The sequence below is a fragment of the Sciscionella marina DSM 45152 genome (genome assembly GCF_000379465.1).
GTDB lineage: Bacteria > Actinomycetota > Actinomycetes > Mycobacteriales > Pseudonocardiaceae > Sciscionella > Sciscionella marina.
In genome coordinates this window covers 161,268-173,883 of record NZ_KB905436.1, presented here as the reverse complement: position 1 = coordinate 173,883, position 12,616 = coordinate 161,268, and the positions used below count along the sequence as shown (strand labels likewise).

Annotated in this window: 13 protein-coding genes; 5 read left to right on the top strand and 8 right to left on the bottom strand. The window is 68.3% G+C overall.

The window, feature by feature from the left end; genetic code table 11:
• Positions 1-44: 44 nt before the first annotated feature.
• Entirely contained in the window at positions 45-1,373 is a 1,329-nt protein-coding gene (locus A37U_RS0136820) for an MFS transporter (RefSeq protein ID WP_020501672.1), read from the bottom strand.
• Between the two features lie 212 nt (positions 1,374-1,585).
• Between A37U_RS0136820 and A37U_RS0136815 the strand changes: the two genes are divergently transcribed.
• Positions 1,586-2,305 carry a GntR family transcriptional regulator gene (locus A37U_RS0136815; RefSeq protein WP_157183268.1) on the top strand — a complete coding sequence of 240 codons (720 nt, stop codon included), beginning with the start codon at positions 1,586-1,588 and terminating at the stop codon, positions 2,303-2,305.
• A gap of 29 nt (positions 2,306-2,334) precedes the next feature.
• Here the strand turns inward: A37U_RS0136815 and A37U_RS0136810 are convergent, their stop codons facing one another.
• Together A37U_RS0136810 and A37U_RS0136805 are read right to left on the bottom strand one after the other, a co-directional pair.
• A complete protein-coding gene (locus A37U_RS0136810) occupies positions 2,335-2,697 on the bottom strand; it encodes a DoxX family protein (RefSeq protein WP_026198001.1) in 363 nt (120 codons plus the stop codon).
• A 2-nt stretch (positions 2,698-2,699) separates the two neighbouring features.
• Entirely contained in the window at positions 2,700-3,182 is a 483-nt protein-coding gene (locus A37U_RS0136805; RefSeq protein WP_026198000.1) for a cupin domain-containing protein, read from the bottom strand.
• 80 nt (positions 3,183-3,262) lie between these two features.
• Between A37U_RS0136805 and A37U_RS0136800 the strand changes: the two genes are divergently transcribed.
• Positions 3,263-4,114, top strand: coding sequence for a LysR family transcriptional regulator (locus tag A37U_RS0136800; RefSeq protein WP_020501668.1), 852 nt, complete (start codon positions 3,263-3,265; stop codon positions 4,112-4,114).
• A 3-nt stretch (positions 4,115-4,117) separates the two neighbouring features.
• Here A37U_RS0136800 and A37U_RS0136795 read toward each other — a convergent pair whose 3' ends face one another.
• The 5 genes from A37U_RS0136795 to ccrA all read right to left on the bottom strand — a co-directional run bounded on the left by A37U_RS0136795 (position 4,118) and on the right by ccrA (position 9,283).
• Positions 4,118-4,927 carry an enoyl-CoA hydratase/isomerase family protein gene (locus A37U_RS0136795; protein ID WP_020501667.1) on the bottom strand — a complete coding sequence of 270 codons (810 nt, stop codon included), beginning with the start codon at positions 4,925-4,927 and terminating at the stop codon, positions 4,118-4,120.
• A 60-nt stretch (positions 4,928-4,987) separates the two neighbouring features.
• Positions 4,988-6,445, bottom strand: a complete 1,458-nt coding sequence (locus tag A37U_RS47205) for an AMP-binding protein (protein WP_020501666.1) — start codon at positions 6,443-6,445, stop codon at positions 4,988-4,990.
• A 2-nt stretch (positions 6,446-6,447) separates the two neighbouring features.
• Positions 6,448-7,011 (bottom strand): OsmC family protein, encoded by a 564-nt coding sequence (locus A37U_RS0136785; RefSeq protein WP_020501665.1) that lies wholly within the window; start codon positions 7,009-7,011, stop codon positions 6,448-6,450.
• A gap of 104 nt (positions 7,012-7,115) precedes the next feature.
• Positions 7,116-8,003 (bottom strand): LysR family transcriptional regulator, encoded by an 888-nt coding sequence (locus A37U_RS0136780; protein WP_020501664.1) that lies wholly within the window; start codon positions 8,001-8,003, stop codon positions 7,116-7,118.
• A 5-nt stretch (positions 8,004-8,008) separates the two neighbouring features.
• A complete protein-coding gene (gene ccrA, locus A37U_RS0136775; protein WP_020501663.1) occupies positions 8,009-9,283 on the bottom strand; it encodes a crotonyl-CoA carboxylase/reductase in 1,275 nt (424 codons plus the stop codon).
• 136 nt (positions 9,284-9,419) lie between these two features.
• Between ccrA and A37U_RS0136770 the strand changes: the two genes are divergently transcribed.
• The 3 genes from A37U_RS0136770 (at position 9,420) to mctP (ending at position 12,616) form a co-directional block, all read left to right on the top strand.
• Positions 9,420-10,655: a PucR family transcriptional regulator gene (locus tag A37U_RS0136770; protein ID WP_157183267.1), complete on the top strand. Its 1,236-nt coding sequence runs from the start codon at positions 9,420-9,422 to the stop codon at positions 10,653-10,655.
• Positions 10,656-10,796: 141 nt separating this feature from the next.
• Positions 10,797-11,051 carry a DUF3311 domain-containing protein gene (locus tag A37U_RS47200; protein WP_020501661.1) on the top strand — a complete coding sequence of 85 codons (255 nt, stop codon included), beginning with the start codon at positions 10,797-10,799 and terminating at the stop codon, positions 11,049-11,051.
• Positions 11,048-12,616 (top strand): monocarboxylate uptake permease MctP, encoded by a 1,569-nt coding sequence (mctP, locus tag A37U_RS0136760; protein WP_020501660.1) that lies wholly within the window; start codon positions 11,048-11,050, stop codon positions 12,614-12,616. The genes A37U_RS47200 and mctP overlap by 4 nt, the downstream gene beginning before the upstream one ends.

Genomic DNA, 12,616 nt, shown 5'->3' with positions numbered 1-12,616 from the left:
GCGGAAGTCCTTTGCGGTGGTGGTAGGCGAAATCAGTACCGTGATCAGTGCTGTGCGAGGGATTGCTGCCGCTCCGATCGCGGATCCAGCGGGCTGCCCGCCGTCTCCGGGATGAACAGCGCGCAGACCAGGGCGAGGACGCTGACGATCATCAGGTAGAAACCGGGCGAGAGCTGGTTCGCGGTCTGCGAGATGAGAAAGGTCGCGACGAACGGTGCCGTGCCACCGAACAACGTATAGGCGATGTTGTAGGTCAGCGCGGACGCGGTGTACCGGATCCGGGTCGGGAACAGCTCGGAAAGCAGCACGGCGACCGCGACCAGGGACAGCACCACACCGATCGCGAGCAGGCATTGGCCGAGCACGATCAGGCCGAGCGAATCCTGGCCGGCGAGCAGGAACGCCGGGATCGCGGTGACCAGGATGGCGACTCCGGCCGTCGCCGCGGTCACCTTCCGACCCACCCGGTCGGAGATCCGGCCCGCGAAGGGAGAAAGCGCCGCACTGAACGTCAGCGCGAGCACGCTGGCCAGCAGGGCGACCGGGGCCGACTGTTTCCCGACCACTTCCACATAGGTGCTCATGTACGTGGTGAGGGTGTAGAACGACAGCCCGGACGCGCTGATCACCCCACCGAGCAACAACATCGTGCGCAGCTGGGTGCGGAAAGCGCCGCGTAGCGGGGCCGATTCCGAGGTGTCCGCGCTCAGGTTCCGGAACATCGGGGTCTCGCTGAGCCGGTGCCGAATGTAGAAACCCAGCAGTGCCACCGGTGCCGCGACCAGGAACGGAATGCGCCAGCCCCAGGAATCGAGCGCGGCGGGGGACATCCAGGAGGAGACGGCGAAGGAAACCCCGGCGGCGACCGCGAAAGCGAAGAACGTGCCGGACGGGAGGAAACTGGAGTAGCGGGCGCGCCGTTCCGCGGGGGCGTGCTCCACGACGTAGGTGCAGGCGCCCGCGTATTCGCCGCCCGCCGAGAAACCCTGTACGGCGCGCGCGAGACACAGCAGAAGCGTCGCGGTGATCCCGATTTCCTGGTACGTCGGCAGTACCCCGATGACGGTGGTGGACGCGCCGATGAACAGCACGGTCAGTGACAGCACCCGTTTGCGGCCGATCCGGTCGCCGAGCATGCCGCAGACGAGCCCGCCGATCGGCCGCAGCGCGAAGGCGACCGCGAACACCGCGAAGGTCTGCAGCAGGCTGGTCGTCGGGTCATCGGAGGGGAAGAAGTGCTTGCCGATCAGGGTGGCCATGAAGCCGTAGACGGCGAAGTCGAACCATTCCAGGAAATTGCCCAGCGCCGCCGCGATCACCACGCGGCGTAACAGGGCGGAATCGGGGTGTTCGGCAACCTCGCTGTCGGGCATGAAGTGCCTCCATCGTTCGGGAAACGCCGCTGGTGGAGAGCGTCAGGTCGGGGTACGGCCGGCGGTCGCGCGTCCCGTGGAACGGATGCCGGCCCAAGGTGGACCGTTTCTTGTATTTTTTTGTTATACAGAGTTGGACCGGACTTTGGCAAGGCCCCCGGGTCGTCCGGCAGCCGTGTCGAACGTGCTCCGGAGCGTGGCAGACTGAGCGCATGGCACGTCGGCAGCGGACCTTGATGGAGACCGCCTACCAGCACATTCGCGAGCTGTTGATGGCCATGACGCTCCGGCCGGGGGACTGGATCGACGATCTGCGGCTTGCCGAGCAACTCGGGCTGAGCCGGACCCCGGTCCGTGAGGCACTGTTCCTGCTCGCCTCCGAAGGGCTGGTGCTGGTGAAGCCGGGCGGCGGTTTCCTGGTGCGCTCCCTGGACCTGGTCGACGTCAGCCGGTTGTTCGAGGCACACATCGTGCTCGCCAAGGCCGTGGCGCACCTGGTGGTCGCGCGGGTCACCGACAGCGATTTCGGCGAGCTGGAGGCCGCGGAACGGGAAGTGAACCAGGAGATGGAACGCCGCGATCCGGCCGGGGTCTCGGCCGCGAATTCCCGCCTGCACCGCATCGAAGCGCGCATCGCGGACAACGAGTATCTGGAACGGCTCGCCGGGCAGATCCACGATCAGGGCCAGCGGCTCGGTTTCATCTCCTTCGGCGGCTACAGCGAGGACATCAAGGCACACTTCGATGCCGTGCGGACCGATCACGCCGAAATCATCAAGGCCTATCGGGACCGGAACGCCGGACAGGCCGAGGAAGTGTCCACCCGGCACGTCGTGCTCTTCCGTGAGCGGATCATGCGCTACTTCGACACCAGCGCGGCCGATGACATCGAGCTGACCGGCGACTGGATCACCCCGGCCGCCGGGGCCTGAGTGGAATCATGGCCTCGCCGGGCCGGAATTCACCACCACGTCGTGGACAGCCATCCGGCCCCGATCGCGGCGAGGAAGAGCGCGATGTTGAGGGCGATTTGCCGGTCCGCGCGCCGCAGATGCACGGTGATGGCCCCGATCTGCAGGACGCCGAGCCCGCCGGCGGCGGCCAGGGACAGCCAGGCAGCGATTCCGGTCAGCGGCGGCAGAATCAGTCCGATCGCGCCCAGTACCTCGAGCGTGCCGAGGAACCGGACGACCGGCATCGGGGTGCGGTCCACCCAGGCCATCATCGGCTGGAGCTGCTCGCGGCTGCGGAGCAGTTTCGCTCCACCGGCATAGAGGTAGAAAAGCGCCAGCAGACCGGCCACGATCCAGTACGCGATGTTCATGGTCACCGCTCGGTGAAGTCGATGGCGGGTTCGGTGGCATACCGCCGCATGACGGCGATGTGCGCCTGCGGCGACACTGTCCCGTCATCGGCGTGCAGGTCCCGCAGGTCCCGGAAATACTGCACGTAGCGGTCCGGGGTGAAGGTGGTGAGCATGGTGGCGGGCTGGTCGCTGAGGTTGGCGAAGGTGTGCGGCGCGCCTGGCGGCACCATCACGAGGGTGCCGGCCTCGGTGCCCACCGTGAACCGGATCGTCCCGGCGAGAACGTAGAAGCCCTCATCGTGCTCGGCGTGGCGGTGTTGCGGTGGTCCGGGAGTGTGCGGCGGGATGACGGACTCGGTGATCCCGAGACGGTGCCCGGTGGTGCTGCCGTCTTCCAGGACACGCATCCGCGTCTGCCCGAGCGCGATCAGCTCGCCGTCGCCGGGGCGCATCACCGAAACGGCGGCATCGGCGGTTTGACTGGTTTTCGGTTCATCGGTCATACCGCGATTGCACCGCCCGCGCACCACCGCTGTCCAAGATCTGTTCGGCGCACTCGATACCGTGCGGGTATCGTGGCATCGTGGAGCTGCGCACCTTGCGTTATTTTCTGACGGTCGCCGAGGAACTCCACTTCGGCCGTGCCGCGATCCGGCTGCATATGAGCCAGCCACCGCTGAGCCGGGCGATCAGGCAGCTGGAGACCGAGCTCGGCGCCACGCTGTTCGACCGGTCCTCGGCGGGTGTCGCGCTCACCCCGGCCGGGACGGTGCTGCTCGATGAGGCGCGTGCCCTGCTCGACCGGGCCGACCGGGTGCGCCTGCGGGTGGCCGCCGAGGTGGGCACGGCGACCATCACCATCGGCCTCCTCGGAGAGGACACCGATCCGGGCGTGCTCCGGCTCGCGGATGCCTACCGTGGGCGGCACCCGCACGCCGAGATCCGCATCCGCGAGACCGACCTGACCGACCCCACCTGCGGGCTGCACGCCGGTTTGGTGGACATCGCCTTGACCAGGGCACCGTTCGACGAGACCGGTCTTGCCGTGCGCGAACTGCGTGCCGATCCGGTCGGCGCGCTGCTGCGGTCCGACGACCCGCTCGCCCGTCGCCGGAGCCTGAGACTCGCCGATCTTGCCCGGCGGCGCTGGTTCCGGTTCCCGGAGGGCACCGATCCGCATTGGCAGTCGTACTGGAACGGTGGGGAAATCCGCGATGGCCCCGTGGTGCGCGCGGTTCAGGAATGTCAGCAGGCCGTGCTCTGGAACGGCACGGTCGGCATGACACTCCTGGACCACCGGCCCACCGCCGGACTCACCGTCGTACCGGTGACCGACATGCTCCCCAGCCGCGTTTTGCTGGCCTGGAAGCGGAATCACTCGAATCCGCTCATTCACTCGTTCGTCCGGCTCGCCACGGCCGTCTACCGGGAATGACGCTCACTCGAGGTCGCGGTAGCGTTCGTCGCGCCAGGCCAGCGCGGCGCCGAGACCCTTGGTGGCGACGAGTTCGGTGAACTCGGCGCGTTCCGGGGTCGCCGCGGAATTGAGCACCGCGGCGATGTCGTGGTTGGCGGAAACGGCCTCGCGCAGGCCCATCGCCTCGTACGCGCGGGTGAGCGCGCGTTTGGTGTAGCGCAGGATGGACAGCGGGGCGAGCGCGATCCGCTGGGCGAGCCGCTCGACGGCCGCGTCCAGTTCCCCGGCCGGCAGCACGCGGTTGACCAGGCCGAGGGCCTGTGCCCGCCGGGCGTCGATGATGTCCCCGGTGTAGAGCAGTTCGCTGGTGGCCTTCTGACCGATGAGGAACGGCAGCAGCAGGGTGACCGGTCCGGAACCGAAGCGGATCTCGGGTTCGCCGAACTGCGCGTCTTCGGTGGCCAGCAGCAGATCGCAGGCCAGCGCGAGTTCGCAGCCACCGGCGAGGCACCAGCCGGAAACGGCGCCGATCACGGGTTTGTTCAGTTCCCAGACCTTCATGGTCAGGCCGATATTGGTGGACAGCCCGGTGTGCCACTGTTCGGCGGTGCTGATGCCGTTCACCACCTCCTCGCGGATGTCGTAGCCGACGCTGAACGCGCGCTGCCCGCCGCGCAGCACGACGGCCTTGACGTGCTCGTCCTGTTCGGCCGCCTCGAGCGCGGTGTGCAGTTCGCGCATGAGCTCCACGCAGAGCGCGTTGAGCTTCTCCGGTCGGTCGATGGTAAGCGTGGCGATCGGCTCGTTGACCTCGGTGCGAATGTAGGTCATCGGTAGGTTGTCCTTCCGGGCATCGTAGGGAGCGCTGGCGAGCCAGGAGCGGAGGAAGGGCTACGCCGGGGCACTGCCGCCTCCGGTGTGGGTGCGGCGCAGGGCGCGTTTGTCGAGTTTGCCGACCGGGGTGCGCGGTAACCGGTCGACCACGGTGAATTCCTCGGGCAGCCAGAACGCGGGGAAGCAGGCGGCGAGGTGTGCGCGCAGCTGCGCCACCTCGATCCGGTGTCCCCGTTCGGGAACCAGGATCGCGATCGGCCGCTCTGTCCACTTCGGATCGGGGCGGGCGATGACCGCGGCCTCGGCGACCGTGGGATGGGCGCACAGCCGCTGTTCCAGCCGCGCCGAGACGATCCATTCCCCACCGGACTTGATCAGGTCCTTGTGCCGGTCGAGGAGGGTGAGCCTGCCCTGCGCGTCGAGGGTGGCCGCATCGCCGGTGTCGAACCAATCCGGATCGCCGAGCACGAACGGCCCGCGAACCTCGAGCCTGCCCGCGGTGACCCTGGCTTCCACCAGCGGGGCGAACCGTCCGGTGTGGACACCGGGCTGTTCGCGTTCGTAGGTGCTCATCGCCATGGTCTCGGTCATGCCCCAGGCACCGGCCACCCCGGCGCCGAGGACATCCCGCACCTGTTCGACCACCTGCTGGGAGACCGCGGCGCCCCCGGTGAGTACCTCGCGCAGCGCGGGCGGCGGAGCTTCACCGGTCTCGGCGAGGCGGCGGCAGACCTCGAACCACACCGTGGGAACCGCGGCGGCCACCGTGATCCGGTCTCGCCGCAACCGCTCCGCGATGTTGCTCGCGGTGAGGTCCGCGCCGGGCAGCACCAGGGAGGCCCCGCTCAGCGTGGCGGTGAACGGCAGGCCCCAGCCGTTGACGTGGCAGAACGGCACCAGGGCCAGCACTCGGTCGGCCGCGCGCAACCCGGAGGCCTCGGCGCTGGCCTGGCTCAGCGCGTGCAGCAGCACATCCCGGTGGCTGACCGGATAGGAACGCGGCGCTCCGGTGGTTCCGCTGGTGTGGAACCAGAACGCGGTGGACTCCTCGGCCGGTTCCGGGAGTTCGGCACCCGGAACGGCCGGTTCGAGCCCGCGCACCGGAACGATCGGGACTCCGGCGCGTTCCAGCTCGGCCACCGCGGCCCGCGCGTTCGCGCCGACCGAGCGGTGCTCGAGTACCGTCTCGTCGACTACCACCAATCGCGGATAAGGCCGGAATGCCTGTGCCGCAAGGGAATCGGCCGGAACCCGGGGGTTGAGGCTGTGCACGGCGGCGCCGAGCAGCGGGGCGGCGAACAGTAGCCGGAAGTGCTCGATGGTGTTGAAGGCGAGCACCGCGACCGTGTCGCCGCCTCCGATCTCCCACCGGGATCGCAGTGTGTGGGCCAGATTCTCGATCGAATCGGCCGCCTCCGCGAACCGTTGTGCGGTGCCCGCGGCCACGAGCTCGGAATCCGGGTGCGCGTACCGCATGCGCCACAGCAGATGATCGAGCGTCAGGCGAGCGCCCATGACTACGCCAGCACCGTGCTGACCTGAACCGGTCCGGCCAGGGTGTCCCGGATCGGCGAGCGCCGTTGCACGGCCTCGGTCAGTTCGGCCAGCTGCTCGCGGGAGGAGTTTGGGCTTTCCGCGTGCACGGTCACCCGGATCTCCCGCGCGCCCGCCCGCGCCTGCTTGTCGATGCCGAGGAAGGCGCGCAGATCGAAGTCGGCCTCGAGATCCAGGCGCAGCGCGGAAAGCCGGATCCCGCGCGCGGTCGCGGTGGCCGCGAAGGTGACCGCATAGCAACCGGCGAGCGCGTGCAGGATGTACTCGCCCGGGCTGGCGGCCTGGTCGGAGCCGAGCAGCGCCTCGGGTTCGTCGGAGGTGAAGCTGTAGCTCGCGGTGCGCCCCGCGACCGGTTCGCCCGCCTGGCGCAGTTCCCCCGTGCTGCCCTGCTGGCGGCAGCCACCCGGCCAGTCCGCGCCGAGGGTGAAGGTGACCTGACCAAGTGCAGGGTGTTCGCGCACCGCGGCGATCGTCTGGTCCAGCGCGGCGGAATCGATGCCGTTGGGCGCGGAATCCGTTGCGGTCATGGGGAAATCCCTTCTCGTGGTGGCGGATACCACTCCACGAGACCAGAACGCGGACACCGGCAACAACGCCCAGTTCTCCACAGCGCTGTGCAGATCTGCACGGCTCAGCGGCGGAGCCCCTGCCGGTCCGCCGCCAGTGCCTCGATCGCGCCCGCCATCGCCCGCACCCGCGCGAGCCGGGCGAGCTGGCGCGGCACCATCAGCCAATAGCTGTGCGCCACGGCGTGCGGGAACGCGTCCAGGCGCACCAGGCCCGGTGTGGCATCGCCGATCCAGCCGGGCAGGAACGCGAAGCCGAGCCCCTGCTGCGCGGCGCTGATCTGCCCGGCGATCGTGTTGGTGCGGTAGGCGGGCCGCGCGGTGGGCACCGCCTGGAAGAGGGTTTCCAGGGTGGGGGCGCACAACGCGTCCTCCACGTACCAGATGAACGGGTCACCGTCGAGATCCGCGGCCGTGGTGATCGGCGGGTGCGCAGTCAGGAAGGACGGCGCGGCGTACAGGCACAGTTCGTAGTCGGCGAGCCGGTGCGCGTCCACCGCGCGGGTCGGCGGTGCCTCGATGGTGACCGCGAGATCGAATTCCCTGGTGCCCAGCGAGGTGTGCACGTTCGCCACGACCAGTTCCATACCGAGTGCGGGAAACGCGGCGTGCAATGCGCCGATTCCCGGTGAGAGCAGGAAATTGCCGAACCCGTCCGGGGCGATCATCCGCACCGATCCGGTGAGGTGTTTGCCGGTGCGCAGGCAGTCCTCGTGCGCCGCGCGCACCGCGGCCTCGACCGATTCGGCGTGCCCGAGCAGCCGGGTGCCCGCCGGAGTGAGCCGCCAGCCCGACGGTTCCCGGTGGAACAGGCGCTGTTCGGTCTCCCGTTCGAGCCGGGCGATGTGCCGCCCGACGGTGGTGTGGTCGAGGCCGAGCTGCCTGCCGGCCTCGACCAGCCGCCCCCGGCGGGCGACCTCCAGGAATATCCCCAGATCGTCCGCGGAGATCATCGGGTTCAGCGGCGGCCGGTGCCCGGTTCCGCCGCGCCGATCAGTACCGCCACATTGCCGAACACGTCCTCGCCCCGGCCCATGGCGGCGTGCGCGTCGGGAATGCCGGTGAACGGGATCGTCCTGCCGAGCACCGGATCGATCGCCCGGTCCCGCACCAGATCGTTGTAGGCGTAGGCCTGCTCGTCATTGGTGCCGTGCGAACCCTGCAGCCGCTTCTGCCGCGTCCAGTGGTACCGCAGGTCCACCATCGCGTCGAATCCCGTCGTTCCGGCGCAGATGACCACCATCCCGCCCGGCTGGCACAGGAAGATGCTGGTGGGAATGGTGGAACCGCCGGGATGTTCGAACACGATCGCCGGTTCCTCACGTCCGCCCGCGATCTCCCAGAACCGCTTGCCGAACGCGCGGGCCCCGGCGGTCCAGGCTTTCTGGCCCACCTTGTCGTCCACGAGCGGGGGAACGCCCCAGTGGTCGTAATCCCGCCGGTTCAGATAGCCGATCGCGCCGTGCCGCATGGCGAACTCGCCGCGCTCGTCATCGGAGACCACCGCGATCGCGCGCGCACCCGCGGCCCGGACCAGCTGCAACGCCTGGGTGCCGAGACCGCCGGAACCGCCCCAGACCAGCACCAGGTCATCGGAGCTCAGCGTGTTCCCCGCCCAGCCGTGGAGCATGCGATAGGCCGTGGTGCCGACCAGAGTGGGCGCCGCCGCCTCCTCCCAGGACAGGTGCTCGGCCTTCGGCATCACCTGGTGCGCCTGCACCCTGGCGAACTGGCCGAACGCGCCGTAGTTCGTGTCATAGCCCCAGATCTTGGCACTCGGCGCGATCATCGGGTCCTTGCCGCGGGCGATCCACGGATCATCGGCGTCCCATACCCCGGGATGCACCACCACATGCTGGCCGAGTTCGATCCCGGTGACCTGCTCGCCGATCGCGTACACGATCCCGGAGGCATCCGAGCCGCCGATGTGGAAATCCTCGGTCTCCCCGCGTTTCTGCCGCACCGCGACCTGATCCACCGGGTAACCGCGTGCGGCCCAGACGTTGTTGTAGTTGATTCCCGCTGCCTGCACCGCGATCAGCACCTCGTCCGGCCCGATCCGCGGGGTGTCCACCACTTCCGGTCGGAACGCGGAGGCGGGATCCCCGTACCGGTCCTGACGCACCGCCTGCGCGTGCATCCGTTCCGGGACCGTGCCCAGCGGCGGCAGTTCGCCGATCGGCACCGGTTCCGCGCCGGGCGTGGCCACGCTGCGGCGAACGTCATCGTTCATCTCGTGCTCCTCGAAGTCGGTCCGGTCTCGGTCCGGTGTCCCGGAACGCTAGAGGCAGCGACCGGCGCACGTCATGAGAAAAACGGATAACCTGGCCTTCCGTTTTTCTCGTTTCCTACGAAAGCGAGGTCCTACCGTGCCGGAAACCGTTGGCGGCAAAGAAGCTTCGGAACGCAGGTCGATGGTCCTGGACAAGCTGCACGCCAGGCGGCACGAGCTCGCCGAGCGGCTGGTCGCCGAATACCGTGCGGTGATCGACGAATACCGCGAGCTTCCGGAACCGGTGCTGGACCGGGATGTCACCGAGGCGGCCGTGCAGAACATCGAGCACGCGGTACGCACCCTGGCCGCCGGGCACTCCGCACCCGACGATACCCGGGAACTCCTGCGCCGCAGTGCCGCGCGCCGAGTGCACCAGCACGTCAGCCTTCCCTCGCTGCTGCGCAGTTTCCGGCTCTGGGGAGTCGGGCTGTGGCGCAGCATGGACGAGTTCTGCGGCACCGACGAGCTCGGCCGCGCGGTCTCCATCGAGCTCGCGGACGCGATGATGGTGCACGTCGATCACGTGTCCACCGCGGTCACTCAGGCCTATGTCCGGGAATCCGCGACGATCGCCGCGGATTCTCTCGCGCTGCGCACCGATGTGCTGGAAACCTTGCTGACCGGGGAGGCGGTCAGCGAGCACGCCCGGCGGCAGAACGCGGTGCTGCGGATGACGCTGCGCGAACGACTGCTCGTGGTGGTCGTGCAGTTGCCCTCCGGGGCGGATCCGCTGATCGGCGCCCAGGCCGCCCTTCGCGCGGTGCGTAACCGGATCGCCCCGGTGAGCAAGACTTTCCTCGTCGGGGCAAGGGAATCCGAGGTGGTGTGCATCTGCGGACTGGAAGCCGAGGAGGACGGGAAACGGATCGAGGCCGAGTGCGATCGGCTTCTCGAAGCCGATCGGGACTGGGCGATCGGTGTCGGTTGCCCCGCCGATGGGCACGCCGGGGTGCGCCGCTCGTATTCCGAGGCGCGCGCCGCAGCCGATCTCGGTTGCCCCGGCGGGCGGGCTATGCGGTTCGCCGATGTACTGCTGGACCAGATCCTGCGTTCGGTGGGGAACGCCGATGCGCTGCTCGGCGAGACGGTGCGCCCGCTGCTCGAATACGACCGGCGCAAACGCTCCGATCTGCTTCCCACGCTGCGCGCCTATGTCTCCAGCGGGTTCAGCCTCACCAAAGCGGCAGCCGAACTCTCGGTGAACCCGAACACCGTGGTCTACCGGCTTCGCCGGATCCATGCGCTGACTCGCCGTGATCCCATGGCCACCGACGATCTGTTGTTGCTCTCGCTCGGCATCCGGTTGTTCGACTCGACCACCCAGGTCTGAGGGAGCCGAACTGTAGCTCGCATTTTGAAAGAAACGCGAAAACCGCGGGAAAGCCTTTCTGTTCTTCGCATGACGTCACCCGGCTATCGCGCTTAGCGTGAGCGCACCTCGCATCCACCACGACTCAAAGGAGAGTCCACGATGGGCGATACCCCTGACCTCCCGCCTTCCCACCCGCCCGGCACGTTGCGCCTGCTGCTCGGCGCGGCGCTGATCCTGTTCCCGGTCGTGCTCGGGCTCGCCGTGCCGCTGTATCAGCGCAGCGGCCCGGAACTGGGCGGGATTCCGTTCTTCTACTGGTTCCAGATGGCCGCCGCGGCGCTCACCGCGGTGTGCACCAGCCTGGTCTACCGGATGCTGTACCGCGGGGAGCGCGACGGCAAGGGGGACCGGTGACGTTCAACTGGGCCACCTTCGGGGTTTTTCTCGGCCTGCTGCTGCTCATCACCGTGCTCGGCTTCATCGCGAGCCGGTGGCGCAGAGCCAAGGAGGCGAACCGACTCGACGAGTGGGCGCTCGGCGGGCGCACCTTCGGGCCGTTCATCACCTGGTTCCTGCTCGGCGGGGACCTGTACAGTGCCTACACGCTCATCGCGGTTCCCGCGGCGATCTACAGCATGGGTGCCTTCGGTTTCTACTCGGTGCCGAACGCGATCGTGCTGTACGCGCTGGGTTTCGTCTTCCTGCCCAAACTGGTCGCGCTCGCGCACCGCAAGGGATACGTCACCCTCACCGACTTCGTGACCGACCGTTTCGGCTCGAAAGCGCTCAGCCTGGCCATCACGATCACCGGGCTGCTCGCCACGCTGCCTTATCTGGCGTTGCAACTGGTCGGGCTCGAGGTCATCTTCGGCTCGCTCGGTCTCGGCGGCAGCGCAGGGGACAGCTGGCTGCTGCGCGATCTTCCGCTGTTGATCGCCTTCGCGGTGCTCGCCGCGTACACCTACTCGGCCGGGCTGCGTGCCCCGGCGCTGATCGCGTTCGTCAAGGACGGGCTCACCTATCTGGTCGTGATCGTCGCGGTGATCTACATTCCGATCAAACTCGGCGGATTCGGCGCGATCTTCGACAGCGGGGCACAGGCCCTTTCCGCGAAGACCGCGAGCACGGGCGGAAATCCGGCCATCGCGGTGGAACCGAGCGTCTACCTCACTCTCGCGCTCGGTTCGGGGATGGCGTTTTTCCTCTATCCGCACGCGATCACCGGGGTGTTCGCCTCGCGCGGCGCGAAAACGGTGCGGCGCAACATGTCCGTGCTCCCAATCTACACCGTGCTGCTCGGTTTCGTCGCGCTGCTCGGGATGATGGCGCTGGCGATCGGGATCAAACCGAAGGACGGCAATCCGCAGTACGCGGTGCCGCAGCTGCTCGCCGAGATCTTCCCGCACTGGTTCGTCGGGATCGCGTTCGCCGCCATCGCAATGAGCGCGCTCGTCCCGGCCGCGATCATGGCCATCGCCGCGGGAAACCTGGTCAGCCGCAACCTGTATCGCGAATTCCGCAGCAAACCGGTCAGCGCGAAGTCCGAGACGCTGCTCTCCAAGATCGTCTCGGTACTGGTGAAACTCGGCGCCCTGGTCTTCGTGCTCACCCTGGACACGAAGTTCGCGCTGAACTTCCAGTTGCTCGGCGGAATCTGGATCCTGCAGACACTGCCGACCGTCCTGTTCGGACTGTTCACCAAGAAGTTCGCCGAGCGCAAGGCGCTGCTGGCCGGGCTGATCGTGGCCGTGGTCTACGGCACCTGGGCCGCCTACGAGGTCAAGACCGGGGCAGGTGCGCCGTTCGGCGGTTCGACGGCGAAACCGTTCTTCCTGGAGAGCCCCATCTACATCGCGATCTCCGCGCTGCTGCTCAATCTCGTGGTCGTGGTGCTCGGCAGTCTGCTCGCCCGTGCCGTCCGCTCCCGTGTAGCCGTTTCCCCTCTCACCCCGAAGTCACAGCCCGAATCCGCTAGCTGA

Coding starts and splice junctions, on each gene's coding strand:
- A37U_RS0136820 (WP_020501672.1), bottom strand. CDS start 1,373: ATGCCCGACAGCGAGGTTGCCGAACACCCCGATTCCGCCCTGTTACGC.
- A37U_RS0136815 (WP_157183268.1), top strand. CDS start 1,586: ATGGCACGTCGGCAGCGGACCTTGATGGAGACCGCCTACCAGCACATT.
- A37U_RS0136810 (WP_026198001.1), bottom strand. CDS start 2,697: ATGAACATCGCGTACTGGATCGTGGCCGGTCTGCTGGCGCTTTTCTAC.
- A37U_RS0136805 (WP_026198000.1), bottom strand. CDS start 3,182: ATGACCGATGAACCGAAAACCAGTCAAACCGCCGATGCCGCCGTTTCG.
- A37U_RS0136795 (WP_020501667.1), bottom strand. CDS start 4,927: ATGACCTACATTCGCACCGAGGTCAACGAGCCGATCGCCACGCTTACC.
- A37U_RS47205 (WP_020501666.1), bottom strand. CDS start 6,445: ATGGGCGCTCGCCTGACGCTCGATCATCTGCTGTGGCGCATGCGGTAC.
- A37U_RS0136785 (WP_020501665.1), bottom strand. CDS start 7,011: ATGACCGCAACGGATTCCGCGCCCAACGGCATCGATTCCGCCGCGCTG.
- A37U_RS0136780 (WP_020501664.1), bottom strand. CDS start 8,003: ATGATCTCCGCGGACGATCTGGGGATATTCCTGGAGGTCGCCCGCCGG.
- ccrA (WP_020501663.1), bottom strand. CDS start 9,283: ATGAACGATGACGTTCGCCGCAGCGTGGCCACGCCCGGCGCGGAACCG.
- A37U_RS47200 (WP_020501661.1), top strand. CDS start 10,797: ATGGGCGATACCCCTGACCTCCCGCCTTCCCACCCGCCCGGCACGTTG.